The sequence below is a fragment of the Sphingobium sp. BHU LFT2 genome, assembly GCF_018604485.1.
GTDB lineage: Bacteria > Pseudomonadota > Alphaproteobacteria > Sphingomonadales > Sphingomonadaceae > Sphingobium > Sphingobium yanoikuyae_A.
In genome coordinates this window covers 294733-320500 of sequence record NZ_JAFCGW010000001.1, presented here as the reverse complement: position 1 = coordinate 320500, position 25768 = coordinate 294733, and the positions used below count along the sequence as shown (strand labels likewise).

Here is a 25768-nt window from a genome sequence, read left to right as displayed (position 1 = left end):
CTAGAACCTTTCGCTACCCGCGTGGTTCCCTTCATGCGCCTATCGGATAATGCACATATTCACTGAACGCGCGATTGCCAGAGCGAAGTTGGACCCGGATATCCGCCGCCCTGTCGCCCGATTTGCGGATATCGATCGCCACGCGATACAATCCCGTCTGGCCCAGCACCGGATATCCGCCCTTCTTGACGATGGTGCCATTGCCGATGTCGGTCCACAGTTCGGGCTTCGCATCGGCGGGCAGGCCGGCAAAGTCGATCACCAGTCGCTCGACCCCGGCTTCGTCACCACGACCGCGCCAGACCGCCTGCACGATCGCCAGATTGCTGCCGGCGGGTGCCCGGTCCGCGGTCCAGTCCAGGCGATAGGCGGCATCGATCCGGCTGCCGGGACGCGCGGCCTTGGCCGGCGTCCAATAGGCGCAGACATTGTCGGTATATTCGCTGTCGGTCGGGAAGGTGTAGAGCCGCACCTGTCCTGCGCCCAGCGGCGCAGACGGCGTCGCCCATAGCGAGGGGCGACGGTCATAATAGACGCCGTCATCCTGATAATGGTCGAAATTGCGGTCGCGCTGCAACAGGCCAAAGCCCTTGGGGCTGGTCTCGGCAAAGCCATCGACGCGCGGGACGGACGGGTTCACCAGCGGCCGGGCCTGCGCGCTGCCATCGGCGCTGGCGATGGAGAGCAGGTCGGAATCATGGATTTCCGGGCGCCAGTCGGTGCCCTTGGTCCGATGCGCCTCGTCGTACCAGAACATGCTGGTCATCGCCATCAGGCCCAGTTCGGGGATCGGCCGGCGCGGGAAGAGGGCAGCGGTCACGTCCTGTGTCACCCCCTTGGCGCCAAGCCGATTGACGAAGCGGAAGGCGCCGGTGATCGACGCCCCGTCGAGCAGGGCATAGACGGTGACGCTGCTGTCGCCGGTCCGCTCCAGCCAGAAATGGGTGAAGCGGGGAAATTCCTCCTTGCCCGGAATGCTGGTGTTGATCGCGATCGCGCGGGCGGACAGGCCGAACTGCTTGGTCGGGCCGGGCGCGCGGAAATAGCTGGCACCCAGGAAGGACAGCCAGTCGCCGTCGCGCCTGGCATTCATGATACGGAAGCCGGCATAGCCCGCGTCCGGGCCAAGGTCCGCGACGGCATTGCCGTCGGGCGTCTCGAACATGGCGGGGTCATAACGCAGCGGCGTCGCCACGCCCTTGTCCACCAACGCGATCTGCACCGGCTGCTGGGCCGTGCCGCTCAGCGGAAACAGGCGGACGCCGGTGTCGCCGGACAGGTCGCCCCAGATCGTCTTCTCGTCGCGGAACCGGGCCTGGTGCATCTGGTCATAACCGACCTTGGCGGCGACCGGATTGGGCGGGGTTTCGGCAAAGGGCGCGCGCGCCAGCTTCTGTGCCATGGCGATGATGCCATCCCAGGAGAAACGGTCGTTTCTGGCTTGGGAAAGGGCAGGGCGGGGGAGCAGCAGCGCTGCGCCCGAAGCAGCGATCAAGGCGCGCCGGTCGATCATGGTCATGCGTCCATCATGGGTGCTGATCGCGGCATTGCAAGATGCGCCTGTAATCAAACGCGATGAAGCCCCCGTCCGGGGGGGACGGAGGCTTCGAATTTGGCCGTTTGATCGAAGGTGTTACCCCCGGCACGGTGGGGACTGTTGATGTGCCGGGGGTGACATGGCGGGTTGCCGGTGACCAATACCTCAACCCGTCATTTTCGGTGTCTGATCCGGATTACTGGATCAGCTTCATGACGTTCTGCTGGCTCTGGTTGGCCTGGGCCAGCATCGCGGTCGATGCCTGGCTCAGGATCTGGGCCTTGGCGAGCGCGGTGGTTTCGGTCGAGAAATCGGCGTCTTCGATGCGGCTCTTGGCGTCGGTCAGGTTGGTGACGTTCGCGGTCAGCGTGTTGACGGTCGATTCCAGGCGGTTCTGCACCGCACCGAGATTGGCGCGCGAAGTGTCGATCGCCTTCAGGGCCGAGTCGTAGAGGTCGAGCGCTGCGCCGACGTCGAAGGTGCCGGCCGTGACGTCGAGGGCGGTGGTGGTCGCACCAGCGGTCACGACGGCGGCGACATCGGTGTCGTCTTCGACATTGCCCAGGTCGATTTCGATCGCGTCGCTGGAGTTGGCACCAGCCTGGATGTTGATCTTGCCGTCAGAGGCGGGACCGGCCGAACCGTCGAACAGCTTGATGCCGTTGAAGCTGGTGTCCGACAGAACCTTGCCGATCTGGGTGGCGAGCTGGTCGATTTCCGACTTGATGTTGCCCTTGGCGGTGTCGTCGTTGGTGTCGTTGCCGGCCTGGACGGTCAGTTCACGCATGCGCTGCAGCATGTTGGTGACTTCGCCCAGTGCGCCTTCTGCGGTCTGCGCCAGGCTGATGCCGTCATTGGCGTTGCGGATGCCCTGGGTCATGCCCTTGATCTGCGAGGTCATCGACGAAGCGATGGCGAGGCCGGCGGCGTCGTCCTTGGCCGAGTTGATGCGCTTGCCGGTCGACAGGCGCTCCATGGCGGTGGACAGAGCCTTGCTGGAGGCGGCCGAAGCATTGGTGGCCCGCAGCGCCGACGAGTTGGTTCCGATAACAGTCATGATATTCCCTTTCCGTTCATCAGGTCGCTGTCGTCTGACGCTTGCGGCCTCGAAAGGGGATAACGGCGGGCCGCGAAAAGCTTTTAGGGGGCGATGCGATTTTTCTGGAAAAAGACGGAAAAACAGCCCTCTACGCGTGCGCGTATATATAGAGTGCGATTTTTCTGCCGGCGGAGCGGAAAAAAATTGCCGGTCACCGGCAAGTTAATGGCCGCGTTAACCATCTAATAACCACGTAGGCGTAAATTTAAGTCATCGAAGGGGGTAGGGGCGTGCGGGGGCACAAACCTGCCAAGACACTGGGGACAGTTCATGTCATCGCTTGACGTGAGCCGTGGGGTCTGCGCGCTCGTTCCGGGCTTGCAGCACTGGCTCGAAAATGCCTTGTACACGGTGCGGATCGTGGATGCGCAGAGCCCGCGTGAGCGGGATAGCCGCCGCGTCCTTCTCGCGACCGAGATCGGTCATGCCACCCATCGCGATATCCTCATCAACCTGGTCGACGGCAAGCCGTCACTGGTGCCGGCGGCCAATGGCCTGCCCGCCCGCGTCGCCTTTGGCCTCGAAGACATGGGCTTTGCCTTCGCGCTGATCGCCGAACTGGCCCGCCCGGCTTCGGTCCCGGCCGTTGGCGATGCCGCCAGTGCCCGCCTGATGACGCTCGCCGGCCGCGTGGCCCGCAGCGATGCCACCGTCCTGATCCAGGGCGATACCGGCACCGGCAAGGAAGGCATGGCGCGCTTCCTTCATACCCAGTCCGGCCGGGTCACCCATGACTTCATCGCCGTCAACTGCGCCGCGCTGCCCGAAACCATGATGGAAGCCATGCTGTTCGGCCACAAGAAGGGCAGCTTCACCGGCGCATCCAATGCCTCGGACGGCCTGTTCCTGGCCGCGGACGGCGGCACCCTGTTCCTCGACGAAATCGCGGAGCTGCCCCTCGCGCTCCAGGCCAAGCTGCTGCGTGCCCTCCAGGAAGGCGAAGTGCTGCCGGTCGGCGCCACTCATCCGGTGCCGGTCAATGTCCGCATCGTCGCCGCCTGCAACCGCAACCTGGCCGATGAAGTCGCCGCCGGCCGCTTCCGCGAAGACCTTTACTGGCGCCTCAATGTCATGGCGCTGGAACTGCGCCCGCTGGCCGAACGTCCCGGCGACATCGCCGCGATCGCCGCCGCCATGCTGCTGCGCCACCAGGATGCCGGCAAGGACGGCTTTGTCTGGCCGACCGCCGCCGCACTCGACAAGCTGGCCGCTCATCGCTGGCAGGGCAATGCCCGCGAGCTGGGCAATGTGCTGCAGCGCGCGCTGGTGCTGCGCGACGGCGAGCGCATCGAGGCCGACGACCTGCATGTCGCCGGCGCGCCGCAGCCGCTGCGTATCGTTTCGGCGACGCCGGTGGCCGCAGTCGCTGCCGCACCGGCCGAACCGATCCGCCTGCGCGACGTCGCCCATCATTCCAAGCTGGAAGCGATCCGCACCGCCCTGCGCGAGACCGATGGCCATCGCGCCGCCGCCGCCCGCAAGCTGGGCATTTCCGAACGCACGCTGCGCTATCGGCTCGCCGAGATGCGTGAGCTGGCTGCGGCTTAAGGAGGGTTAGGGCATGACCGGTATCTCTCCCACCGACAGCGTGATGGCGATGCGCAATGCCATCCTGCAGAAGAACGCCGCGCTGCGCGACGTCGCCTCGACCGGCAATGTCGGTTCGACCGGTGGCGCGGGCGCAACACAGGGCACCGCGCCCGGCGGCTTCACCGACGCGCTCAACAACGCGCTCCAGCAGGTCAACGGCCTGCAGACCCAGGCCGGCGATGCCGCCTCGGCGTTCGAGCGGGGCGAAACCACCGATATCGCTGCGGTCATGCTGGCCAAGCAGCAGGCATCGGTCAGCTTCGAGGCGACCCTCCAGGTCCGCAACAAACTCCTGTCCGCCTACAAGGACATCATGAGCATGCCGGTCTAACCCATGAGCGAGAACGCACTCACCATCGATGGCGGCTCGGCCGCTGCCCCGGCCCTCCCGGCCGTCACCGGTGCCAGCTTCGGCAATGCCAAGGGCGTGGATGCGCTCAAGGCGCGCTTCGCGGGCTTCATCAAGCAGCCGGCCGTGGCCAAGAGCCTGCCGCTGCTCGGCCTGCTCGGCACCGTCGCGGTGGCCGGCGCTGCCTGGCTGGCCCTGCGTGAACCGCCACAGCGCGACCTGTTCCGCGGCCTGCCCGATGGCGACAAGTCTGCCGTCGCCCAGGTGCTCGACCAGAATGGCATCAAGTACGACTTCGACAATGCCGGCGGCATGACCGTTGGCGAGGGCGACTATTTCAAGGCGAAGATGATGCTCGCCGCCCAGGGCCTGCCCAAGAGCGCGCCCGACGGCAACAGCATGATCGACAGCCTGCCGATGGGCGCCAGCCGCGCGGTCGAGAATGAGAAGCTGCGCGGCGCCCGCGAGACCGACCTCGCCCGCACGATCGAGGCGATCGACAGCGTCGAAAGCGCCAAGGTTCATCTCGCGGTCGAAGCGCCCAGCGTTTTTCTGCGCGAACGCACCAAGCCTTCCGCCTCGGTGATGCTCCGCCTGTCGCAGGGCCGCACGCTCACCGACGCGCAGGTCAGCGCCATCGTCCATCTCGTCGCCTCGTCGATCCCGGAACTGAACCCGGAGGATATTTCGGTCGTCGACCAGAATGGCCGCCTGCTCAGCAATAATGACGGCAATGCCGCCGACGATCGCCAGCTCGCCATCCAGACCCGGATCGAGGATCGCTATCGCCAGTCGGTGGTCGCGCTGCTGACCCCGATCCTGGGCGACGGCAAATTCTCGGCCGAAGTCCACGCCGAACTGAATTTCGCCGAACGCCAGGCGACCCGCGAAAGCTTCCCCCAGGACGAGGCGCGCCTGCGTGCCGAGCAGGGCAGCTGGTCGTCGGACGAGCGGGGCCAGAAGGCTGGCGAGGCATCGGGCATCCCCGGCGCGCTCAGCAACCAGGCACCGGTCAACCCGACCGTGACCCAGACCAACCCGAACGGCCAGGCCGTTACGCAGGGGCAGACCACCGAACAGCAGCAGCCGGCCACGCCGGGCCTGCCGCCGATGAAGACCGAGGAAACCTTCAACCGCAGCTTCGAGCTGGGCCGTGAAGTGTCGGTCACCAAGGATGCAGTCGGCACCGTCAAGCGCCTGTCGGTCGCCGTCGCGCTCGACACCGGCGCCGACGGCAAGCCGCGCTCCGCCCAGGAAATCGCCGCGCTGGAAGCGCTGGTGAAGGGGGCCGTCGGCTTCGATCAGGCCCGTGGCGACGTCGTCGCCCTGTCGGCCCGCAGCTTCGCCAAGGCCGAAGAGGTCAAGGCCCCCTGGTATGAGGCCGACTGGATGTCGCCGCTGATCCGCAATGTCTCGGCCCTGCTGGTCGCGCTGCTGGTGATCTTCGGCATCGGCCGCCCGCTGCTCAAGCGCCGCGCCGCTGCCCAGGAAGCGAAGGCCGTCGAGACTGCCGAAGTCGGGCAGCGTCTGGGCCGCGAAATCTCGGGCGAACTGACCAAGCAGGCGACCGAAAATCCCGATCCCAGCCGTCCGGTGACGCTCGACATGATCTCGTCCACCTATGACTATGCCCAGCGCGCCGACCTGATCCGCAACTTCGTCAAGCAGGATCCCGATCGCGCCGCCCTGGTGGTCCGCGACCTTCTGAAGGAAGGAAAGAAGGAAAATGCCTGAGATCGTCCCCGGCCGTCCCGAGGCGCTCAAGGGCAGCGCCGCCGCCGCCGTCTTGCTGATGCTGTTCGATGAGGATGAAGCGGCGCAGATCCTGTCGCGCCTGGAGCCCGAAGAAGTCCGTCAGCTCGGCTATGCCATGTATGACGTGCAGGATGTCGATCCCGAGGAAGTGAACGAGGCGCTCGACCATTTCGTCACCAAGGCCAAGAAGCGCACCACCATCGGCTATGGCGCCACCCGCCATATCCGCGGCGCGATGACCAAGGCGCTGGGCGAGGAACGGGCCGAAACCATCCTGGCCCGCATCACCCCGCCGACCCGCTCCACCCAGCTGGAAATGCTGAAGTGGATGGACGCCAAGGAAATCGCCGTCCTGATCGAGATGGAGCATCCGCAGATCATGGCGATTGTGCTGGCCCATCTGGAAGCGCCGGTTGCCGCCGACGTGCTGCAATTGCTGCCGACTGAATATCAGGAAGAGATCGTCTATCGCATCGCCACGCTCGGCCCGGTGTCGAACGAGGCGCTGGACGATCTGGAGCAGTTGCTGCTGCGCGGTCCGGTGAACAAGCAGGGCGCGGCGTCGCAGCGCGGTGGCACGGTCGAAGCGGCCGCGATCATGAACAATGTCCGCAAGGACAATGAGCAGCGGATCATGAAGGCCGTCGCCAAGCGCGACAAGATGATCGCCCAGACCATCGAAGAGGAAATGTTCGTCTTCGATAACCTGATCGACATGGATGACAAGAATCTGGGCACGCTGATGCGCACCGTCGACAGCCAGGTGCTGGTCGTGGCGCTCAAGGGTGCGAACGACATGCTCAAGGCGAAGATCTTCAGCTGCATGTCGGCCCGCGCCGCACAGGCGATCGCCGACGAGATCGAGGAACGCGGCCCGATCCGCCTGGCCGAAGTCATCGACGCGCAGAAGCTGATCATCGCCACCGCCCGCCGCATGGCGGATGCCGGCACCATCATGCTGGGTGGCAAGGGGAACGACTTTGTCTAAGATCTGGGCCGCCGAAGCCAGCCATGACGTATCGAGCGTGCCGATGATCGGCGTTGGCCAGGTGGCCAGCAACGGCTTCCGCAGCCTTTATTCGGCGCTGCCCGGCGACGTCATCGCGGCGCCCGCCCGCGCCCCGATCCATGCCGAACCGGAAACCGATCCGATCGACGAAGCCCATATGGCGGGCTTCTCGCAGGGTTTCGAGGAAGGCTATCGCGCTGCCGGTGAGGATCAGGCGAACGAGATCGAGGCGCGCAACCGCCTGACCGCCGCGCTCGAAATGCTGGCGCCGGCGCCCAGCGGCAGCCTGTCGACCATGTTGTCGGCCACGGTCGTTCGCCTGGTCGAACAGATTGTCGGCGAAGTGCAGATCGATCTTGATCGACTGACCCAGCGTTGCGAGGCCGTGGCCGCCTTTATCGACAGCAGCAGCGACAAGAGCGCGCTGCATCTGCATCCTGACGACGTCGCCCTGCTCGAAGGCGAGCAGATCGGCGTGCCGCTGGTGTCGGACAAGAACATGCAGCGCGGCTGCGTGCGCCTCGAAACCGCCGATGGCTGGGTCGAGGATGGCCCGGACGTTCGTCTGGCGCGCCTGCGCGCCCTGATGGACGACATGGAGGGTAAGGCATGATCCGCGCCGAGCTGGCGCAGGCCGAAACCCTGTTCGAGCATCTTCAGGTCCAGAATCGCCAGCCGCGCCATGTCGGCCGTCTGGTCAGCCATGATGCCGGCATGCTGGAAGTCACCGGCTTCCGCCGTCCGATCGGTTCGGGCGCCCGCGTCCTTGCCAGCGACGGGTCGGTCTGCCGCGCCGAAGTCGTTGGCTTTCGTGGTGAGCGCACCCTGCTGGTGCCGCTCGATGCCGACGCGCCGCTGGAAAATGGCATTCGTGTCGAACCCGACAGCCAGGCCAATATGGTGCAGGTGGGTGAGGGGCTGATCGGCCGCGTCATCGACGCCATGGGCCAGCCGCTCGACCGCAAGGGGCCGATCATCGCCGGCGGCGTCTGGCCGCTCAACGGGGTGAAGGGCAATGTCCTCGATCGCGGCCGCGTGACCGAGCCGTTCGACCTTGGCGTGCGCGCCGTCAACGCGCTGCTGACCGCCGGGCGCGGTCAGCGCATCGCCATCATCGCCGGCTCGGGTGTCGGCAAGTCGGTGCTGATGGGCCAGATGATCGCCGGCGCGGAAGCCGATATCGTCGTCACCGGCCTGATCGGCGAGCGTGGCCGCGAGGTCAGCGACTTCCTCGAAACCAAGCTCAAGCATGCGATGCACAAGAGCATCGTGGTTGCCGTGCCGGCCGATCATCCGCCGGTGCTGCGCCTGCGCGCCGCCGCGCGCGCCACCGCCATCGCCGAATATTTCCGCGCTCGCGGCAAGAAGGTGCTGCTGCTGATCGACAGCCTCACGCGCTGCGCCCATGCCCAGCGCGAGATCGGCCTGGCGCTCGGCGAACCGCCGGCGATGAAGGGCTATCCGCCTTCGGCGCTGGCGCTGATCCCGCGTCTGGTCGAGCGGGCCGGCGTCGACGCCCGCACCGGCGGCTCGATCACCGCGCTCTACACCGTTCTCGCCGATGGCGACGACACCGACGATCCAATCGTCGATGCCGCCCGCGCCATTGTCGACGGGCATTTCGTGCTGTCGCGCAGCCTGTCTGAACAGGCGATCTTCCCGGCGATCGACATCGGCAAATCCTTGTCGCGCGTGATGGCCGACGTCGTGCCGGACGAGCATCGCCAGGCCGCAGCCGCCTATCGCCGCCTCTGGGCTGCCTATGAGGAAAATCGCGACCTCATCCTGATGGGCGCCTATCGTCCCGGCAATGATCCGGTGATCGACGAGGCGGTGCAGCGTCGCCAGGAAATTCTGAACTTCATCCGCCAGGACCAGAAGAGCCGGATCGACCTTGATACCAGCGCCAACGCGCTGATCGCGGAGTTCGGCGCGTGAAGGGGCTGGTGTCCCGCCGTCATCGCGTGCTGCGCGTGCGCCATGTCCAGCATGCCATGGCCATGGCCGAGACCGCGCGCGCCCGCGACGAAGCGGAAGGGATCGCCACCAACCTCGAACGTCTGCGCCGGGTGCGGGGCGAGCTGTTCGGCGTTCAGGGCGGCGCCACCGGTGCCTCCTTTGCATCGATGCAGGAACTGGCCAGTCGTCTGGAGCAGGCCGGTCGCCAGCTCGACGGCGCGCTCTATGACGCCCGCCGCAAGGTGGAGGCGAAGGAAGGGCTCAGCATCGCGGCCAACCGCGAGAAGGAAATTGCCGCGCGCCTGAAGGATCGGGCCCGCGTCGCGCTGGAAGAATGGCGCGAGAACAAGCTTGCCGCGCTGCCGCGCTATCGCCGCATGCAGCGCACGGGGGACAATTGACATGACCATGCTCGCCAGCCTCAAATCGCTGCTCTTCTCCTCGACGCCGCTGGCCGGTGCGACGACGGCCGCTGCTTCGGCCGTGGTCGAGGGTGCGACCGACTTCGCCGCGCTGCTGAGCGATGTCGATGGCGCGCCGCAGCCGGCTGCGCCTGCCACGACCGTGGGCGCGCCAGCCCTGCCGGCGGAAGCGACGATCGAGGGCGATGCGCCGGTCGTGATGCCCGAAGCAATCGAGGCGCCGGCTCTGCCGGATACCGCCGAATTCTTGACCCAGCGGGCCATGCCGGTCCAGCCGGTCGCAGAACCGGCGCCGCCGGTCGTTGCGGCCGCCTTGCCGGTTGCGGAACCGGTCCTGCCTGTCGCTGCGTCGGTTCAGAATCAGGCGGATGTCGCGCCCGTATCGGCCGAGCCCGCGCCGATCGTCCTGCCCGAAGGCGAGGCTGACGCTGAAGCCCTGCCGCTGCCCTTGCCGACCCCGGCGCCGGTGGTCGCGCCTGCGCCTGCCGATATCCGCACTCCGGCGCCGGTTCCGACTGCCGATATGGCCGCGCCGCTGCCGGTGGAAGCCGAAGGCCCGATCGCGCTCGCCCTTGCCGACGCGCCGATCAAGGCCGCGCCGACGCACGCGCCGCAGCCTCTGCCGGCTGCGATGGCCGCGCCCGAGGCCGACGACATCGCCGATGGTGACAGCGAAGCTGACATGGTGACGGCCGATGCGCCCGTCGACAGCGACGCACCAGTTGTCGCCGATCCGATTGCCCATTCCTTGCCTGCTGCACTCCCCCCCTTGCCGCAGGCGCCGATTGATGCCCCCGCATCTTCGGCTCCATCCGCGCCGACCCGGGAGATGCCTTTGAGCGTGTCTCCTTCGCTGTCACCTTCATTGTCCCAAACCCAGGCCCCTTCGAAACCGGCCGTGGGACAGGAAGCGATGACGGCCCCGGTGGTCGGCGCGGATGGGCAGGATGACCCGATCGTTGCAGCGCCCGTGGCGGCGCCTGCAATGACGCCCGAACTGGTCGCTGCGATGATCCCGGCACAGCCTGTGCCAGTCGCCAACGCGACACCGAATGTCGTGCAGGCCCCGGTCCAGGCCGCCCCGCAGCCCGCGATTGCACCGCGCCCGGTCGAGCAGGTCGTGCCCGCCGTCGCTGCGGCGCCGGAGGTCAACCCTGACATGCCCGCCGAAATGCTCGTGGCGGCCGCCAAGCCGACCGAAAAGACCGCGCCTGCAGCTGTAACCAGCAGCCCGGATGAGGGAGATGTCGAGATCGCATCCGCCGGCACCGACATCCCGGCCGCGCCCGTGGCCGCCAAGCCGGCCAAGGCGGAAGCCCTGTCGCTGCTGCAACTGGTGCGCGACCATATGAACCGCCGGGCGACGCCGGTGTGCGACAGCGCCGAAGCGGCAGCGCCGATCAGCGATCGCACGCCGGACAAGGCGACCACGGCCGTCGATCCGCTGGTTGCCACCACCCCGGCCGCGCCGCATCGTAGCGCGGAAGTATCCGTGCCACAGGCTGCTGCGCCCCAGACCCCTTCGGTTACCCCGGCGGCGATGCCGACGGTCGACCTGTCGGCCAGTCTTGGCCAGCAGGTCGTCGATATGGGCGTGTCGGGACAGTGGATTGACGGGCTGGCCCGCGACATTGCCGGCCTGTCGGCCAATGGCGCGCAGGGCCGGTTTCAGATCAATGCCGACCAGCTTGGCCCGATTCAGGTCGATATCCGCCAGGATGGCGATGGCGCGGCGGTCAGCCTGACCGTCGCCAGCGAGGCGGCGGAAATGGCGCTGCGCCAGGATAGCGATCGGCTGAAGCTGGACGCGGGCCTTGCCGCCGTGCGCATCCATGAGGTGAAGATCGAGCGTGCGCCGCATGTTGCCGAAGCGGCCAAGGCCGATGCCAATGGTCAGACCGGCAGCCAGTCGAACGGCCAGCAGGGCAATGCCTCCCAGCAGCAGGGCGCCTGGCAGGGTGCCGGCCAGATGTCGGGCCAGTCGATGGGCCAATCCTCGTCGCAGGGGCGCTGGCAGGGCCGTGAAAATAATGGCCTTGGCCATAAAGCCGGGAGCGATCCGGCCGTTCTTAACCATGGTGACACCGGCGATAGCGCCGGTGACGTCCGCCGCGCGCGCTACGCCTGACGGCCGGGACGGGATATTCCAGGGGACGTGAACGATGAGCGATGAACCCAAGGCGAAGAAGAAGGGTGGGGGGATGAAGCTCATCCTGCTGGTCGCCGTCGCCATGGTGGTGGGTGGTGCCGGCGCTGCGGGCGGGCTGTACGCCGCCGGCTTCTTCAGCCCCAAGGCCGAGGGCCCCAAGGAAGATCCCAACAAGCCCGTGCTCGTCCTGGCGGGCGAGGATGCGCAGGCTGTCGCCACCGCCCATGGCTGGGCCGGTGAAGGCGGCGGCGGTGGTGGCGAAGGCGGTGGCCATGCGAGCGCCGGTGGCGAGGGGCATGCCCCGTCGGCCGCCCATGCGCCGGGCAAGGGCATCGACCTGCCCGCGCCGGCCAATCCGACCGCCTATCAGGCCACCTATTTCCAGCTTCAGGCGCCCTTCACGTCGAACATGACGGACACCGACGCCTTCGCCCAGATCACCGTCGCGGTGTCGACCTATTATGACTATCGCGTGATCGCCGCGATCAAGATGCACGAGATGGCGATTCGCAGCCAAGTGCTGATGATGCTCGCCGAACAGCCGGAGGAGCAGCTGGTCACGCCCGACGGCAAGCGCATGCTGCAAGGAAAAATCCGGGGCATCATCAACGATGTACTCAAGCAGAAGACCGGCTATGGCGGTGTCGATAACGTTTATTTTACCAATTTCGTTATTCAATAGCGCTGCCTGAACGCTGGGAAGTCCCCTGGCCGAGGGCAGGGGACAGACATGAATCACGTTCAATCCTTCGCCTTCGGGCGGGGAGACGCGCAAGCTCCGGTAATGCTGTCGGGCCTCGACCGGCTGGGTGAAAAGCTCGGCCGGCGTATCCGTGCGCTGATCGAACCCATTTCCGGCATCCGCCCGCATGTCGCGGCCGAGGATGCACGGGTCGTGGAGTTTGGCGCCTGGTCGGCCGGCGCGCCCAATTTCTGCAGCCTGTCCATCTATCGCCTGCTGCCCCTGAAGGGGCAGATGCTGCTGTGCATGGACGCCACCATGATCTCGACCCTGGTCGACTGTTTCTATGGCGGCCTTGGCAACCGGGCGCTGCCCGCGCGCGGCGAATTTACTCCGACCGAGGACCGGCTGATCGCCCGCCTGTCCGAAACCATCATGGCCCGCATGGTCGAATGCTGGTCCGAAGTCCTGCCCCTGGAACCCGGCCTGCTGCTGCGTGAAACCGGCATCGGCTTCGCTGCCGCTGCCCAGCCCGCCGACCAGATGGTGGTGCAGCGCTTCCGCGTCGGCCTGGACCGGGATCGCGAATGGTCGATCGACATGGTCTTCCCGCTGGCGGCGCTGCGCGGCGTCGAGGCGCTGATGGGCAGCAAGGTCGCAAGCGACGACGAGCATGTCGATCCGGTATGGCAGGCCCGCGTGGCGCGTCGCATGCGCGACATCCGCCTGCCGGCCCGCACCGTGCTGGCGCGCCCCAATCTCTCGCTGGCGGAGCTGATGCAGCTCAAGGCCGGGGACATCATACCCGTGACGATCGGCCGCAGCCTGCCGCTGATCGTCGGCGACAGGATCGTCGCGCACGGCACGATCGGCGAACAGGATGGCCGTGCCGCCTTCCAGATTGAAAAGATTGCACAGGGACCGGAACAATGAGTGATATGAGCGACGCCCCGATGATGGATCCCCGTGGGGAAGACAGCGCCAGCCGCATGGCGGCGAACCGCCAGTTCAAGCTGCTGGCCGATATTCCGGTGCGCATGTCGGTGGAGGTCGGATCGACCTCGCTGCGCCTGGCCGAAGTCATGGACCTGGCCGAAGGCAGCATCGTGGAACTGGATCGCCAGGCCGACGAACTGCTCGACATCATGGTCAATGGCGCGTTGATCGCGAAGGGCGAGGTCGTGACGGTGAACGGCCGCTATGGCATCCGCATCGTCGATATCGCCGCCACCGAAACCCGCATGGCCGGGGTCGAACGGCGCGGCTGATCGCAGGGCCGTGCTTTTGCGCTTGCCTTGCGGCCCATTCTTGCGGATCGGATGACGCATTAACCTAAACGCGGGGCGCGTGCATGTTCTGGTATTTCGTCAAATTGCTGATCCTGCTGCCGCTTGTGGGCGGCATGGCCTTTGGTGCCTTGTGGCTGTGGCGCAAATATCAGCCCGGCATGATGGTCGGCCAGAATGACCGGTCGCTGAAGCTGCTGGAAGCGCTGCCGATGGGCACGTTCGGCAAGCTGGCCGTGGTCGAGTTCGAGGGCAAGAAGATCCTGCTGTCGGTTACCCGTGGCCGGATCGAGAAGATCGCGGAAGGCGACCCCTATCGTGCGCGCTAGTCACTGGTTGGTCGGCGGCATCCTGCTGACCGCCGGGCTGATGCTGGTCGATCCTGCGCTGGCGCAGGCGGTGCCGGCCGCGCCGGCGCCGGTCGACAATGGCGGCGCGCTGACCCGCGCGATGGGACAGATTTCGGGCGACGGCCGCTCGCTGTCGCTGTCGCTGCAGATCCTCGTCCTCATGAGCCTGCTGTCGGTCCTGCCGTCGCTGATCCTCATGATGACCAGCTTCACCCGGATCATCATCGTCCTGTCGCTGCTGCGCCAAGCGCTGGGCCTGCAACAGACGCCGCCCAACCAGGTGCTGGTCGGGCTTGCCCTGTTCCTGTCGCTGTTCGTGATGCGGCCGGTGATCGACCAGATCAACGGCCAGGCCTATGATCCCTATGGCAAGGGCCAGATATCGATCGAGGAAGCGGTCGGCCGTTCGGGCAAGGTGCTGCACGGCTTCATGGCCAAGCAGACGCGCGAGAGCGACCTCAAGCTGTTCGCCAACATGGCCGAGGCCCCGGCTTTCCGCACGCCCGACGACATTCCCTTCACGATCCTGCTGCCGGCCTTCGTCACCAGCGAGTTGAAGACCGCGTTCCAGATCGGCTTCATGATCTTCCTGCCCTTCCTCATCATCGACCTGGTCGTCGCATCGACCCTGATGGCGCTGGGCATGATGATGCTGTCGCCCACGATTATCTCCATGCCCTTCAAGCTGTTGCTGTTCGTGCTGGTCGATGGCTGGGCGCTGACGATGGGGTCGCTCGCCGGCTCCTTCGCGACATAGGAGGGCGGCAATGGAGAATGCGGATTTCTTCATGGGCCTGGCACAGCATGCGCTGTGGATCACGGCGCTGGCGACGGCGCCGATCCTGATCCCGGCGCTGGTCGCGGGCGTGCTGATCGGCATGGTCCAGGCCGCGACGTCGATCAACGAACAGACGCTCAGCTTCATTCCCAAGATTCTGGTCGTGGGTGCGATGCTGACCCTGTTCGGTGGGTCGATCATGGTGCTGATCGCTGACTTCACGCGCGAGATATTCGAGCGGATACCGGACCTGCTGCAATGATCGCACCCGGCTTCGCAGGCGTCGAGACGCAATTGTGGATCTGGCTGATCGCCATGATCCGCCCCGGTGCGGCCTTTCTGGCCGCGCCCGTCTTCGGTGCGCCCGCGATGCCGCTTCAGTTGCGCCTGATCCTCTCGCTCGCGCTTGGCATGGCCGCCCTCAACAGCGTCACCATCCAGTTGCCGCATGACGGCGTCGCCAGTTTCGAAGGCGTAATGCTGGTCGCCGGCGAAGTGCTGACGGGCCTTGCCATGGGTTTTGCCGTGCAGATCGGCTATTCCGCCGCCTTTGTCGCTGGTGAGGCGATTGCCAACACCATGGGGCTGGGCTTTGCCGCGATGGTCGATCCGGGATCGGGGCAGGGGACGCAGGCGGTCGGCCAGTTCCTGTCGATCCTCTCGACCTTCCTGCTGCTGGCGATGGACGGCCATCTGCTGCTCGTCAGCTTCGTGGTGCAGAGCTACAAGGCGCTGCCGCCCGGCGCCGCAATGCTCAGCAATGATGCGGTCTGGCACATGATCCAGTTTGGCGGCTCGCTGCTGGGGGCCGGGGTCACGATCGCGCTGCCGGTCGGCTTTGCGCTGGTGCTGGTGCAGATCGTCATGGGCATGCTGGCGCGCACCGCGCCCGCGCTCAACCTGTTCGCCGTCGGCATGCCGATGGCGGTGATGGCGGGGCTGGTGCTGCTGGCGATGGCGGTGCCGGTGATGGGCGAGGGGATCACCATCGCGCTCAAGTCGGGGCTGGAACAGGCCCGCGCCATCTCGGAAGGGCGCTGAGCCATGGCGGGCGGATCCGAGGGCGGTGAAAAGACCGAAAAACCGACACAGAAGAAATTGCAGGATGCCGCCAAGGAAGGCGATATCCTCCAGTCCCGCGAACTGGGGACGGCCCTGGTGGTGATGGCCGGCATCGGCTGGCTCGCGGTCGCAGGGCCGGGCCTGATCGACGCGCTGTCGGGTATGCTGACCCGCGCGCTGCGCTTCGGGCGTGAGGATATCGTGAACTTCTCGCCGGTGACGCGCGGCACCGGCCTGTTGGCGGACATCGCGCTGCCGGTGGGCGGCGTATTGCTCGCGACCTTCTTTGCCGCGATCGCGGCGCCGGCGCTGCTCGGATCGCTGGGCTTTCGTCCTGGCGCCTTCGCGCCCAAGGCGTCGAAGATGAACCCGGCTTCGGGGCTCAAGCGCATGTTCGGCGCGCAGGGGCTGATCGAACTGGTCAAGTCGATCGCCAAGGTGGGGCTGCTGGGCGCGGTCGGCTTCTGGATGATCTGGGACCGGCTGACCGCGATCATCGGCCTGGGCAAGGCGGGGGTCGGCAATGCGATCAGCGACCTTGGCAACATGTTCATCCTGGTCTGCTTGGTGATGGCGGGCGGGCTGTTCGTGATCGCCGGCATCGACGTGCCGATGCAGATTTTCCAGCGCGCCAAGCGGCTGGGCATGAGCAAGCAGGACATCAAGGACGAGCATAAGGAAAGCGAAGGCTCGCCCGAACTCAAGGGGCAGATCCGCCGGCGCCAGTTCGAGGTGCTGAACGGATCGACCCGCCAGGCGGTGGCAGAGGCCAGCGTCATCATCACCAACCCGACCCATTTCGCGGTGGCGCTGCGCTATCGACCCGGCGTGGATGCCGCGCCGGTCGTGGTCGCGCGCGGCTGTGACGCGATCGCGGCCTCGATCCGCGAACTGGCCGAGGATCATGGCGTGTCGGTGCTGCAATATCCCGAACTGGCGCGCGCCATCTACTTCACCTCGCGCGCTGGCGAGATCGTCAATGAAGGTCTCTACATGGCGGTGGCGACGGTGCTGGCCTTCGTCTTCCGGGTCGAGAACAAGATGGCGACGGAAATGGACCGTCCGTTCATTACCGTGCCCGAAGATCTGCGTTTCGATCCGGATGGAAAGAAATTGTAGAGAATTTGCTGATACTTGGCAGTTGATCGAAGAAATAGAGCGATGGTGAATTAAAGTTTAGCCACGCTTGTCCGTATTCTGTTTACGGGGACGCATTAGGATGGTGCGTCATGAACGAGTATTTTTCGCGTAGCGAGATTTCGCCAGTGGATCGGAGCGTCGTTCGCGCGCCGGTGCCGGCTGCGGCCGTTCAGCCGGTTTCAGCGATGGAATCGGCAACCGAGCAGGGCAACATGTCTGCCAGCGATGCGCGCAGGCAGGAGAGTTTTGCAGTCGATATCGTTGCGGTCGACGAGGATGCCGCCGGCGCCGCCGAATATGCGCGCATCCATGCCCGGATCGCCGATATCCTGGCCGACATGCGCGCCGGGCAGGGGGATGTGTCGGTCGATGGTGCATCGGCGGCCGTCCAGGCGATGATGCCGCAGCCCTTCATCTACATTCCGCTGCCGCCCGCCACGCGCGAGGCGGTGGAGCAGGCCGCCGATCTGGCCAAGCGGATCGCCCAGCAGGCCAGCTATGCCTATGCGGCCCAGGCGCATGTCGCGCGCGGGACCGTCGACCAGATCCTGTCCGCATCGGCGATCTGATCGCGGCCATGCCCGCTTTTTTGCGGGCTTTGCCATCAGCTTGAAAATCATTCCTAAACATCTTCGCGCTACGGCCGTTCTCTCATTTGAAAGGACGGTCCATGGCAACGACGACGACATCGGTAGGGAGCAGCATCCTGTCGGCGCTGGGTGCCAATTCGGGCATCGACACGAGCGCGCTCGTCACCAGCCTGGTCAGCGCGACCCGTGACCCGCGCCAGTCCGCGATCACCACCCAGCAGACGACCAACAATGCCCGCATTTCGGCACTGGCGTCGGCCATCAGCTCGCTCGACACCTTCGCCGATGCGCTGACCAGCGTCCTGTCGGGTGCCGAATATACCGGTACGCCCAATTCGACCAACACCAACATCGCGTCGGTCAGCCTGCTGAGCGGCGGCACGCCGGCCGGCATGCCGGCGCAGTTGGTGGTGAAGTCGCTGGCGACCGCCCGCATCTTTGCCTCTACCGCGACCAGCGGCGCCACCAGCAGCACGGCGGTCGGCACGGGATCGCTCACCATCACGACGGCGGGCGGCAAAACCGCGACGATCACCGTCGATTCGAGCAATAACAGTTTCTCCGGCCTGGCTTCGGCGATCAACGCCGCCGACATCGGCGTAACCGCGAGCGTCGTCACCGATGCGCAGGGCACGCGGCTGGTGTTCAAGGGCGAAACCGGCGCCGCCAATGATTTCACCATCACCAGCTCGGCCGACAGCTCGACCAGCGTTCTCGCCGGCCTCAACAGCAGCGCGATGACCTCGACGTCGGACCCGGCCAATGCGAAGATCACGCTCGACGGCACCGACTATGAATATGCCAGCAACACCATCGACGATGCGATCCCCTATCTGCGGATCGAACTGAGCGCGGCGGACGTCAACAGCACGGTCAACCTGACCATGACCCAGCCGACCGCGACGATGAAGGATCTGCTGCAGGAATTTGTCGACGCCTATAACACGCTGATGAAGGCGCTGAACACGTCGACCTCGACCGGTACGGATTCGTCGACCGCCGGTGTCCTCAACGGTGTGTCGGCGGTGCGCGACATGAAGTCGCAGCTCTCGAAGATCACCTCGACCCAGTTGGCCTCGACCGGCAGCTACAAGACGCTGGCCGATATCGGCATCGCGACCAACCGCGACGGCACGCTGACGCTCAACACCGACACGCTGGACAAGGCGCTGGCTGCCGATCCGGCGGGCATCACCAAGATGCTCAACCCCGCCAAGTCGACCGCCGACAATCTGGGCCTGTCGGGCCTGATGGACAGCGTGCGCGACAATATCGAGCTGGAGAACGGCCCGATCAAGGCGGCGCAGGACCGTTATGAGAAGCTGGCCGACAGCCTGACCGAACAGCTCGAAAAGCTGGACGAGGACATGGCCGACTATGAGACGCGCCTGACTTCCATCTATTCGGCAATGCAGACCAAGCTGTCTGCGCTCAACGCAACCCAAAGCTATCTCCAGCAGCAGATCGATGCCTGGAATAGCAGTGACGATTAACCGGGGATTTTGACGCATGTTCTATAATCACAGCTTTGCGGGTACGGCAGCGGCACGGCGCTATGCGGCGGTGCATTCGGGCAGCCGGATCGAGGGCGCCACGCCCCACGCGCTGGTCAAGATCCTGTTCGACGAACTGCTGATCGCGCTCGATGCCACGGCGCTGGCCGAACGCAATGGCGACCGGCTGAAGGTGTCCGACAAGCAGGCGCGCGCCATGTCGATCCTGTTCGCGCTGGAAGCCAGCCTGGATTTCGACAAGGGCGGCGACATCGCCACCGGCCTGGCGCGCATCTATCGTGAGGCCCGCCGCCTGCTGCTGGTCAGCGCCAAGGAGCATGATGCCGCGCCCGTCGAGCAGGCCCGCGCCATGGTCGGCGAGATTGCCGATGCCTGGAGCCAGATCGGCCAGCCCTGATCGCTCGCGGGGCGATCAGTCCATAGGCTGCTGACTGGCCCGGTTGCGGGGTTGCACCCCCTTCCGGTGGCCTGTATAGGCGGCACTCGCACAAGGGCGGCCCGGCGGGGGCCGCCTTTTTGCGTTATATCCAATGCGCACGGACGCGCAGCATCAACCCAGAAAGGGAAGGCACATGTCGATTACGCCGCTCATGCCCGTTTACCCCCGGTGCGATGTGCGTCCGGTCCGAGGCGAGGGCTGCTACCTGATCGGGGAGCGCGGCGAGCGCTATCTCGACTTCGCCAGCGGCATCGCCGTCAATCTGCTGGGCCATGGCCACCCCAAGCTGGTGAAGACCATTGCCGATCAGGCTGCGACGCTGATGCATATCTCCAACCTCTACGGTTCGCCGCTGGGGGAGGAATTTGCGCAGAAGCTGGTTGATAATAGTTTCGCGGACACCGTCTTCTTCACCAATTCGGGTGCCGAAGCGGTCGAGTGCGCGATCAAGACCGCGCGCCGCTATCATTATGCCAATGGGCAAGCGCACCGGCACAAGATCATCAGCTTCGACAACGCCTTTCATGGCCGCACGCTGGGCACCATTTCGGCGACCAGCCAGCCCAAGATGCGCGATGGTTTCGAGCCGCTGCTGCCCGGTTTCCAGGTCGTGCCCTTCAACGATCTCGACGCGGCACTGGCGGCGATCGACGACAATACCGCCGGCTTCCTGCTGGAACCGGTGCAGGGTGAAGGCGGCGTGACCCCGGCGACGGCGGAGTTCCTGACCGGCCTGCGCAAGGCGTGCGACGAGCAGGGCCTGCTGCTGATCCTGGACGAAGTGCAGTGCGGCTATGCCCGTACCGGCACCTTCTTCGCCCATGAGCAATATGGCGTGAAGCCCGACATCATGGCGGTGGCCAAGGGCATCGGCGCGGGCTTCCCGCTCGGCGCCTGTCTCGCCACCGAGGAAGCGGCCAAGGGCATGGTGTTCGGCACCCATGGTTCCACCTATGGCGGCAACCCGCTCGCCATGGCGGTGGGCATCGCGGTGCTGGAAGAGGTGCTGGCGGACGGCTTCCTGGAGCAGGTGACGGCGATGGGCGCGCGTCTGCGCTCCGCGCTGGAGCAGATGATCCCGAACCATGACGACATGTTCGAGGATGTGCGCGGCATGGGGCTGATGCTGGGCGTCAAGATGAAGGACGCCTATGATGCGCGCGCCTTCGTCGGCCATCTGCGCGACCATCATGGCTTCCTGTCGGTATCGGCGGGCCAGAATGTGCTGCGCATCCTGCCGCCGCTCGTCATCGACGAAAGCCATATCGCCGAGTGCATCGAGAAGATTTCCGCCGGCGCGCGGAGCTTCGCGGACGCCAAGGCGGCCTGACCATTTAGTTTCCGTTCGCCCTGAGCGAAGTCGAAGGGTATCGCCGAGCGCAGCGAGGTGCCTTCACTTCGTTCAGGTGGGGGCTTCGACTTCGCTCAGCCTGAACGGGTTAGAGGTTGTTTCTAATGACCAAGCATTTCCTGAATCTCACCGATGCGGGCGGCGACGCGATCGCCGCGATGATCGCCGACGCCATCGACCGCAAGGCGGCGCGCGCGGGCAAGCCCAAGGGCTGGGTCGACGCCGATGCGCCGCTCGCCGGCCACACGCTGGCGATGATCTTCGAGAAAAACAGCACGCGCACCCGCGTCAGCTTTGACATGGCGATCCGCCAGCTCGGCGGCAATTCGCTGATCCTGGACGGCGCGACCAGTCAGCTTGGCCGTGGCGAGACCGTCGCCGACACGGCCCGCGTGCTCAGCCGCATGGCCGACGCGATCATGATCCGCACCGACGATCATGCCAAGATCGAGGAAATGGCCGAATATGCCAGCGTCCCGGTCATCAACGGCCTGACCGACCTGTCACATCCCTGCCAGATCGTCGCCGACCTGCTGACGGTGGTCGAACATGGCCTGGCGCTGCCGGGCAGCCAGTGGGCGTGGCTGGGTGACGGCAACAATGTCCTCCACTCGATCGTCGAGGCCGCGGGCCTCATGAAATTCGATGTGCGCATGGGCATTCCTGAGGGCTATGATCCCGATCCGTCCTTTGCCACCGCAGCGCAGGCGGCGGGTTCGACCATCACCCTGACTCGCGATGCGGCACAGGCGGTGGCCGGCGCTGACGTCGTCGTCACCGACACCTGGATCTCCATGGGGCAGGCCCATGCCGAGGCGAAGCTGGCGGCGATGATGCCCTATCAGGTGACGCCGGAACTGATGGCGGGCGCCAAGGCGGACGCCAAATTCCTCCACTGCCTGCCCGCCCATCGCGGCGAGGAAGTGGTGGAAGCGGTGATCGATGGTCCGCAGTCGCTGATCTGGGACGAGGCGGAAAATCGCATCCATGCCCAGAAGTCGGTTCTGCTCTGGGCGCTTGGAAAGCTGTAAGCTCATCCTATATTCGGGCGAAATTTTCCGTTCGCCCTGAAAGATGACGGGGCCTGTCCTGCGCTGGGAAGCGGAGGACGGGCCCTCGCGGCTTTCGGGGCGGGTGGATCGGAAGGAAATATCGTGACCAGTTCCAATGTCGACCAGGCCCTTGGCTTCACCATCCCCTCGCGCCATGTGCGCGGCCGTTTCGTGCGGCTGGGACCGGTGCTGGACCAGGTGCTGTCCGCCCATGCCTATCCCCCGGCGATCGAGCGGGTGCTGGCGTCCTCGCTGGTGCTGGGCGCGCTGCTCGGCAGCCTGCTCAAGGATGCCGGCGGCCAGCTGACCCTGCAGGCGCAGACCGAAAATGGCGTCGTCAGCCTGCTGGTGGCCGATTACAAGGGCGGCGAACTGCGCGGCTATGCCAAGTTCGATGCCGAGCGGCTGGCGGAAATCGGCAGCGATCCGACCCTGTTCGGCCTGTTCGGCAAGGGCTATCTGGCGATCACATTCGACCAGGCGGCGACCGGCGAGCGCTATCAGGGCATCGTGCCGCTGGACGGATCGTCGCTGGCCGAGGCGGCGGAGCATTATTTCTTCCAGTCCGAACAGATCCCCAGCATCGTCCAGATCGCGACCCGGCATGAGCCGGGCGAAGGCTGTGTCGCGGCGGGCCTGCTGCTGCAGCATCTGCCCGAAGGCGAAGTGGGGCGCGAGCGCCTGCATGTGCGCCACGATCATCCCGAATGGGAACATGTGCAGGCGTTGGCCGGCACGCTGCGCGACGAGGAACTGACCGATCTCGACCTGCCGCTGACCGACATCGCCTGGCGCCTGTTCCATGAGGAGGAAGAGGTGCGCGTCACCGAGACGACGGCGCTTGCCAAGGGCTGTCGCTGTGACCTTGCCCATATTCGCGATGTGATCGGCCGCTTCCCGGCGGACGAGCGGGTGGCGATGGCGGACGAGAAGGGCATTATCGGCGTCGATTGCGCCTTCTGCTCGCGGCTGTTCCCGCTCGCGCTGGACAGTTTCGTTACCCATTGAAAGCCGGCGCGGGGCAATTGCGGCACGGCCGTTCGCCCCGCGCTATCAAATTGCCGCAATTGCGCGGCACAACAGGATGAAGCATGGCGCCGCTCCCCGGCGCCGATGACAAGGTCTGGACGCAAGATGGCAAGGCTGGGGCTGCAGGCGCTGGGCGCCGCGGCGGCAATGATGATGGCAAGCTGGGCCGGGGCGGCGAACGCGCCGCAACTGGCTGCGCTCGCCAAGCTGGAAACGGGCGAATGGGAATTGCGCCTGCGCGATGATCCGTCTGCGCCGCCCCGCCGCCTGTGCGTGACGATGCCGCATCAGTTGCTGGAGCCGGCCAATGCCGGCCCCGGCTGCAAGCCGTTCGTGGTCAGCGACGCGCCTGCTGCTGCCACCGTGACCTTCGATTGCGGGGCGGCCGGCAATGCGCGCACCGACCTGCGCGTCGAAACGCCGCGCCTCATCCAGATACGATCGCAGGGGATCAGCGACGGCGCGCCCTTTTCCAACATGGTCGAAGGGCGCCATGTCGGGGCATGCCGCTGACCGGCGGCCCCCTTGCACTGCAACATAACGAGGTCTAGCGCAGCATCATGGTCGCACAGAATGGAAAATTCGCCGTCGTCCTGCTTTCGGGCGGGCTGGATTCAATGGTCGCGGGCGGGCTCGCGCGCGAAGCGGGCTATCGTGTCCTGGCGCTGACGATCGACTATAATCAGCGCCATCGCGTCGAACTGCGCGCTGCGGCCAAGGTCGCGACGGCGCTCAACGCCATGTCGCACATCGTGCTGCCGCTTGACCTCACGGCCTTTGGCGGGTCGGCGCTGACAGCCGATATCGAAGTGCCCAAGGGCGGCGTGGGCGACGAAATCCCTGTCACCTATGTGCCGGCACGCAACACCATCTTCCTGTCGCTGACGCTGGGCCTGGCCGAAGTCGCGTCGGCCAGCGACATCTATATCGGTGTCAATGCGCTCGACTATTCGGGCTATCCCGACTGCCGTCCCGAATTTATCGACGCGTTCCAGAAGATGGCGACGCTGGCGACCAAGGCGGGGGTCGAGGGCCATCCGATCCGCATCAACACGCCGCTGCAGTTCATGACCAAGGCGGACATCGTGCGCGAGGCGCATCGCCTGGGCCTGGACGCCGGGCTCAGCTGGTCCTGCTATGATCCGACGCCCGACAACAAGCATTGCGGCCTGTGCGACAGTTGCCGCCTGCGCTCGAAGGGCTTCGAGGAAGCAGGGCTGCCCGATCCCACCGTCTATGCGACGCGTCCCGGAAAGGCCTGACACATGACCTATGCGGTCAAGGAAATGTTCCTGACCCTGCAGGGCGAAGGCGTGCAGGCGGGGCGGCGTGCGGTATTTCTGCGCTTTGCCGGCTGCAACCTGTGGAGCGGGCGCGAGCAGGACCGGCGCGATGCCGTATGCCGCTTTTGCGACACTGATTTCGTCGGCACCGACGGTGATGGCGGCGGCAAGTTCGCGACCGCCGACGCGCTCGCCGATGCGGCATTCGCCTTCTGGGGCGAGGGGGAAGGCCCCTATATCGTCCTGACCGGTGGCGAGCCGATGCTGCAGGTCGACGATGCGCTGATCGATGCGCTCCACGGCCGTGGCTTCACCATCGCGATCGAAAGCAACGGCACCTTGCCGGCGCATCCGGGCATCGACTGGGTCTGCATCAGCCCCAAGGCGGGCAGCGACGTGGTCCAGGTGAAGGGCAATGAGCTGAAGCTGGTCTGGCCGCAGCCCGATGGCGGCCACAGCCTGGCGGATGTCGAGGCGATGGAGGGCTGGGGCTTCGACCATCTGCTGGTCCAGCCGCTCGACGATGCCCATGCCGTGGACAATGCCCGCGCGGCCATCGATCTGGTGATGGCCCGGCCGCGCTGGCGGTTGACGGTGCAGGCCCATAAATATCTGGGCCTGCGTTAAGTCTCCGTCAGATCAGGGCTGGACGCCCGCCTTCTGGTTCCACTGCTGGTGGCATTCGGGCAGCAATACGCCCTTCTTCCAGCATTTGGCGTCGAGCGAGGGCAAAGCGAGCTGATAGTTCCAGCCCGGATCGCCATAATATTGCTCGCCGGCATGGACGAGCGACTTCTTGATCGAGGCCAGGCCCTGGCGCGCGACGACGTTGAGCTGGCCGCGATCAGCGAAGATCGCCTGGCGACCGACCGCTGCCGCCGCCTGGCAGAAGCCGCGCTGCGCCTGGACCGTCGAATAGCCCGAATAGATGCGGGTATTATACATGTCGGACGCCGACTGGCCGGGCTTGCCCTTGCCCTTGGTGCGCTGGAAATAGCTGAGCAGCGTCGCCTGCGCTGCGTCAAGTTCGGCGTCATGATGGGCGATCATGGCGTTGTAGTTGCTGACCGACAGCAGGGTCGGTTCGAACTGGCACTGCAGCGCGGCCACGTTGATCGCGGCGCGCAGGTTCCAGGTGAGGCCGGCCTTGATTTCGTCGGCCGTGGCGCCGGGCAGGCCCAGCGCGGTGGCGGCGGCTTCGTCGGTCAGGGCCGGGGCCGACATGTCGGGCGGCGACCAGAAGAATTGCGCGGCGGCCGGCTGCGCGGCGGCGAGCGACGCGGCGGCGATCGTCAGGGCGGCAAAGGCCTGGCGCGAGCGAAAACGGAACGTCATTGAATAAA

The 25768-nt window shown here is 65.9% G+C and carries 28 protein-coding genes and 1 pseudogene; 25 read left to right on the top strand and 4 right to left on the bottom strand.

Annotation, left to right across the window (positions count from 1 at the left end; genetic code table 11):
• Window positions 1-31 precede the first annotated feature (31 nt).
• Both JQK15_RS01580 and JQK15_RS01575 read right to left on the bottom strand, forming a co-directional pair.
• The gene (locus JQK15_RS01580; RefSeq protein WP_214863068.1) at window positions 32-1519 is read right to left on the bottom strand and encodes an OpgD/OpgG family glucan biosynthesis protein; all 1488 of its coding nucleotides are present in this window, start codon (window positions 1517-1519) and stop codon (window positions 32-34) included.
• A gap of 214 nt (window positions 1520-1733) precedes the next feature.
• Entirely contained in the window at window positions 1734-2594 is an 861-nt protein-coding gene (locus JQK15_RS01575; protein WP_010338850.1) for a flagellin N-terminal helical domain-containing protein, read from the bottom strand.
• A gap of 312 nt (window positions 2595-2906) precedes the next feature.
• Between JQK15_RS01575 and JQK15_RS01570 the strand changes: the two genes are divergently transcribed.
• The 20 genes from JQK15_RS01570 (at window position 2907) to JQK15_RS01475 (ending at window position 21040) form a co-directional block, all read left to right on the top strand.
• Window positions 2907-4184 (top strand): sigma 54-interacting transcriptional regulator, encoded by a 1278-nt coding sequence (locus JQK15_RS01570; protein WP_029547900.1) that lies wholly within the window; start codon window positions 2907-2909, stop codon window positions 4182-4184.
• Window positions 4185-4197: 13 nt separating this feature from the next.
• A complete protein-coding gene (gene fliE, locus JQK15_RS01565) occupies window positions 4198-4557 on the top strand; it encodes a flagellar hook-basal body complex protein FliE (RefSeq protein WP_037517575.1) in 360 nt (119 codons plus the stop codon).
• Window positions 4558-4560: 3 nt separating this feature from the next.
• Complete coding sequence (fliF, locus tag JQK15_RS01560) at window positions 4561-6309, top strand: flagellar basal-body MS-ring/collar protein FliF (RefSeq protein ID WP_037507677.1); 1749 nt, start codon at window positions 4561-4563, stop codon at window positions 6307-6309.
• Entirely contained in the window at window positions 6302-7318 is a 1017-nt protein-coding gene (fliG, locus tag JQK15_RS01555; protein ID WP_004208190.1) for a flagellar motor switch protein FliG, read from the top strand. The genes fliF and fliG overlap by 8 nt, the downstream gene beginning before the upstream one ends.
• Window positions 7311-7952, top strand: coding sequence for a FliH/SctL family protein (locus tag JQK15_RS01550; RefSeq protein ID WP_251007509.1), 642 nt, complete (start codon window positions 7311-7313; stop codon window positions 7950-7952). Before fliG ends, JQK15_RS01550 begins: the two co-directional genes overlap by 8 nt.
• A complete protein-coding gene (locus JQK15_RS01545) occupies window positions 7949-9277 on the top strand; it encodes a FliI/YscN family ATPase (RefSeq protein WP_010338846.1) in 1329 nt (442 codons plus the stop codon). Before JQK15_RS01550 ends, JQK15_RS01545 begins: the two co-directional genes overlap by 4 nt.
• The gene (locus JQK15_RS01540) at window positions 9274-9699 is read left to right on the top strand and encodes a hypothetical protein (RefSeq protein ID WP_010338845.1); all 426 of its coding nucleotides are present in this window, start codon (window positions 9274-9276) and stop codon (window positions 9697-9699) included. The genes JQK15_RS01545 and JQK15_RS01540 overlap by 4 nt, the downstream gene beginning before the upstream one ends.
• Window position 9700: 1 nt before the next feature.
• A complete protein-coding gene (locus JQK15_RS01535; protein WP_214863066.1) occupies window positions 9701-11848 on the top strand; it encodes a flagellar hook-length control protein FliK in 2148 nt (715 codons plus the stop codon).
• A gap of 34 nt (window positions 11849-11882) precedes the next feature.
• Window positions 11883-12551: a flagellar basal body-associated FliL family protein gene (locus JQK15_RS01530; protein ID WP_214863064.1), complete on the top strand. Its 669-nt coding sequence runs from the start codon at window positions 11883-11885 to the stop codon at window positions 12549-12551.
• 48 nt (window positions 12552-12599) lie between these two features.
• Window positions 12600-13484 carry a flagellar motor switch protein FliM gene (locus JQK15_RS01525; protein ID WP_004208184.1) on the top strand — a complete coding sequence of 295 codons (885 nt, stop codon included), beginning with the start codon at window positions 12600-12602 and terminating at the stop codon, window positions 13482-13484.
• Window positions 13481-13819 carry a flagellar motor switch protein FliN gene (gene fliN / locus JQK15_RS01520; protein WP_004208183.1) on the top strand — a complete coding sequence of 113 codons (339 nt, stop codon included), beginning with the start codon at window positions 13481-13483 and terminating at the stop codon, window positions 13817-13819. Before JQK15_RS01525 ends, fliN begins: the two co-directional genes overlap by 4 nt.
• 83 nt (window positions 13820-13902) lie before the next feature.
• Entirely contained in the window at window positions 13903-14166 is a 264-nt protein-coding gene (locus tag JQK15_RS01515) for a FliO/MopB family protein (RefSeq protein WP_004208182.1), read from the top strand.
• 40 nt (window positions 14167-14206) lie between these two features.
• On the top strand, window positions 14207-14944 hold the full coding sequence (gene fliP, locus JQK15_RS01510; RefSeq protein WP_169863187.1) for a flagellar type III secretion system pore protein FliP: 738 nt from the start codon (window positions 14207-14209) through the stop codon (window positions 14942-14944).
• A 10-nt stretch (window positions 14945-14954) separates the two neighbouring features.
• A complete protein-coding gene (gene fliQ, locus JQK15_RS01505; protein WP_004208180.1) occupies window positions 14955-15227 on the top strand; it encodes a flagellar biosynthesis protein FliQ in 273 nt (90 codons plus the stop codon).
• Window positions 15224-16006, top strand: coding sequence for a flagellar biosynthetic protein FliR (gene fliR / locus JQK15_RS01500; protein ID WP_004208179.1), 783 nt, complete (start codon window positions 15224-15226; stop codon window positions 16004-16006). Before fliQ ends, fliR begins: the two co-directional genes overlap by 4 nt.
• A 3-nt stretch (window positions 16007-16009) precedes the next feature.
• Complete coding sequence (flhB, locus tag JQK15_RS01495) at window positions 16010-17146, top strand: flagellar type III secretion system protein FlhB (RefSeq protein ID WP_069335734.1); 1137 nt, start codon at window positions 16010-16012, stop codon at window positions 17144-17146.
• Window positions 17147-17256: 110 nt separating this feature from the next.
• Window positions 17257-17736, top strand: a complete 480-nt coding sequence (locus JQK15_RS01490; protein ID WP_214863062.1) for a hypothetical protein — start codon at window positions 17257-17259, stop codon at window positions 17734-17736.
• 101 nt (window positions 17737-17837) lie between these two features.
• Window positions 17838-19250: a flagellar filament capping protein FliD gene (gene fliD / locus JQK15_RS01485; RefSeq protein WP_185704209.1), complete on the top strand. Its 1413-nt coding sequence runs from the start codon at window positions 17838-17840 to the stop codon at window positions 19248-19250.
• A gap of 16 nt (window positions 19251-19266) precedes the next feature.
• Entirely contained in the window at window positions 19267-19668 is a 402-nt protein-coding gene (locus JQK15_RS01480) for a flagellar export chaperone FliS (RefSeq protein WP_004208175.1), read from the top strand.
• 175 nt (window positions 19669-19843) lie between these two features.
• Window positions 19844-21040, top strand: coding sequence for an aspartate aminotransferase family protein (locus JQK15_RS01475; RefSeq protein ID WP_037507686.1), 1197 nt, complete (start codon window positions 19844-19846; stop codon window positions 21038-21040).
• On the opposite strand, the pseudogene JQK15_RS27385 reads toward JQK15_RS01475, so the two are convergent.
• A pseudogene (locus JQK15_RS27385) lies at window positions 21028-21081 on the bottom strand (hypothetical protein); the annotation flags it as partial. The gene JQK15_RS01475 and the pseudogene JQK15_RS27385 sit on opposite strands and share 13 nt — an antisense overlap.
• Before the next feature lie 84 nt (window positions 21082-21165).
• Here JQK15_RS27385 and argF point away from each other — a divergent pair.
• The 5 genes from argF (at window position 21166) to queE (ending at window position 25052) form a co-directional block, all read left to right on the top strand.
• Window positions 21166-22092: an ornithine carbamoyltransferase gene (gene argF, locus JQK15_RS01470; RefSeq protein ID WP_214863060.1), complete on the top strand. Its 927-nt coding sequence runs from the start codon at window positions 21166-21168 to the stop codon at window positions 22090-22092.
• A 123-nt stretch (window positions 22093-22215) separates the two neighbouring features.
• Window positions 22216-23121, top strand: a complete 906-nt coding sequence (gene hslO, locus JQK15_RS01465; protein WP_004208172.1) for an Hsp33 family molecular chaperone HslO — start codon at window positions 22216-22218, stop codon at window positions 23119-23121.
• Window positions 23122-23247: 126 nt separating this feature from the next.
• Window positions 23248-23655, top strand: a complete 408-nt coding sequence (locus JQK15_RS01460; RefSeq protein ID WP_159366946.1) for a DUF3617 domain-containing protein — start codon at window positions 23248-23250, stop codon at window positions 23653-23655.
• A gap of 47 nt (window positions 23656-23702) precedes the next feature.
• Complete coding sequence (queC, locus tag JQK15_RS01455) at window positions 23703-24404, top strand: 7-cyano-7-deazaguanine synthase QueC (RefSeq protein WP_004208170.1); 702 nt, start codon at window positions 23703-23705, stop codon at window positions 24402-24404.
• A 3-nt stretch (window positions 24405-24407) separates the two neighbouring features.
• Window positions 24408-25052 carry a 7-carboxy-7-deazaguanine synthase gene (queE, locus tag JQK15_RS01450; protein WP_004208169.1) on the top strand — a complete coding sequence of 215 codons (645 nt, stop codon included), beginning with the start codon at window positions 24408-24410 and terminating at the stop codon, window positions 25050-25052.
• 12 nt (window positions 25053-25064) lie between these two features.
• On the opposite strand, the gene JQK15_RS01445 is transcribed toward queE, so the two are convergent.
• Window positions 25065-25760 (bottom strand): hypothetical protein, encoded by a 696-nt coding sequence (locus JQK15_RS01445; RefSeq protein WP_004208168.1) that lies wholly within the window; start codon window positions 25758-25760, stop codon window positions 25065-25067.
• Window positions 25761-25768 lie beyond the last annotated feature (8 nt).

Coding starts and splice junctions, on each gene's coding strand:
- JQK15_RS01580 (WP_214863068.1), bottom strand. CDS start 1,519: ATGACCATGATCGACCGGCGCGCCTTGATCGCTGCTTCGGGCGCAGCG.
- JQK15_RS01575 (WP_010338850.1), bottom strand. CDS start 2,594: ATGACTGTTATCGGAACCAACTCGTCGGCGCTGCGGGCCACCAATGCT.
- JQK15_RS01570 (WP_029547900.1), top strand. CDS start 2,907: ATGTCATCGCTTGACGTGAGCCGTGGGGTCTGCGCGCTCGTTCCGGGC.
- fliE (WP_037517575.1), top strand. CDS start 4,198: ATGACCGGTATCTCTCCCACCGACAGCGTGATGGCGATGCGCAATGCC.
- fliF (WP_037507677.1), top strand. CDS start 4,561: ATGAGCGAGAACGCACTCACCATCGATGGCGGCTCGGCCGCTGCCCCG.
- fliG (WP_004208190.1), top strand. CDS start 6,302: ATGCCTGAGATCGTCCCCGGCCGTCCCGAGGCGCTCAAGGGCAGCGCC.
- JQK15_RS01545 (WP_010338846.1), top strand. CDS start 7,949: ATGATCCGCGCCGAGCTGGCGCAGGCCGAAACCCTGTTCGAGCATCTT.
- JQK15_RS01535 (WP_214863066.1), top strand. CDS start 9,701: ATGACCATGCTCGCCAGCCTCAAATCGCTGCTCTTCTCCTCGACGCCG.
- JQK15_RS01530 (WP_214863064.1), top strand. CDS start 11,883: ATGAGCGATGAACCCAAGGCGAAGAAGAAGGGTGGGGGGATGAAGCTC.
- JQK15_RS01525 (WP_004208184.1), top strand. CDS start 12,600: ATGAATCACGTTCAATCCTTCGCCTTCGGGCGGGGAGACGCGCAAGCT.
- fliN (WP_004208183.1), top strand. CDS start 13,481: ATGAGTGATATGAGCGACGCCCCGATGATGGATCCCCGTGGGGAAGAC.
- JQK15_RS01515 (WP_004208182.1), top strand. CDS start 13,903: ATGTTCTGGTATTTCGTCAAATTGCTGATCCTGCTGCCGCTTGTGGGC.
- fliP (WP_169863187.1), top strand. CDS start 14,207: ATGCTGGTCGATCCTGCGCTGGCGCAGGCGGTGCCGGCCGCGCCGGCG.
- fliQ (WP_004208180.1), top strand. CDS start 14,955: ATGGAGAATGCGGATTTCTTCATGGGCCTGGCACAGCATGCGCTGTGG.
- fliR (WP_004208179.1), top strand. CDS start 15,224: ATGATCGCACCCGGCTTCGCAGGCGTCGAGACGCAATTGTGGATCTGG.
- flhB (WP_069335734.1), top strand. CDS start 16,010: ATGGCGGGCGGATCCGAGGGCGGTGAAAAGACCGAAAAACCGACACAG.
- JQK15_RS01490 (WP_214863062.1), top strand. CDS start 17,257: ATGAACGAGTATTTTTCGCGTAGCGAGATTTCGCCAGTGGATCGGAGC.
- fliD (WP_185704209.1), top strand. CDS start 17,838: ATGGCAACGACGACGACATCGGTAGGGAGCAGCATCCTGTCGGCGCTG.
- JQK15_RS01480 (WP_004208175.1), top strand. CDS start 19,267: ATGTTCTATAATCACAGCTTTGCGGGTACGGCAGCGGCACGGCGCTAT.
- JQK15_RS01475 (WP_037507686.1), top strand. CDS start 19,844: ATGTCGATTACGCCGCTCATGCCCGTTTACCCCCGGTGCGATGTGCGT.
- argF (WP_214863060.1), top strand. CDS start 21,166: ATGACCAAGCATTTCCTGAATCTCACCGATGCGGGCGGCGACGCGATC.
- JQK15_RS01460 (WP_159366946.1), top strand. CDS start 23,248: ATGGCAAGGCTGGGGCTGCAGGCGCTGGGCGCCGCGGCGGCAATGATG.
- queC (WP_004208170.1), top strand. CDS start 23,703: ATGGTCGCACAGAATGGAAAATTCGCCGTCGTCCTGCTTTCGGGCGGG.
- queE (WP_004208169.1), top strand. CDS start 24,408: ATGACCTATGCGGTCAAGGAAATGTTCCTGACCCTGCAGGGCGAAGGC.
- JQK15_RS01445 (WP_004208168.1), bottom strand. CDS start 25,760: ATGACGTTCCGTTTTCGCTCGCGCCAGGCCTTTGCCGCCCTGACGATC.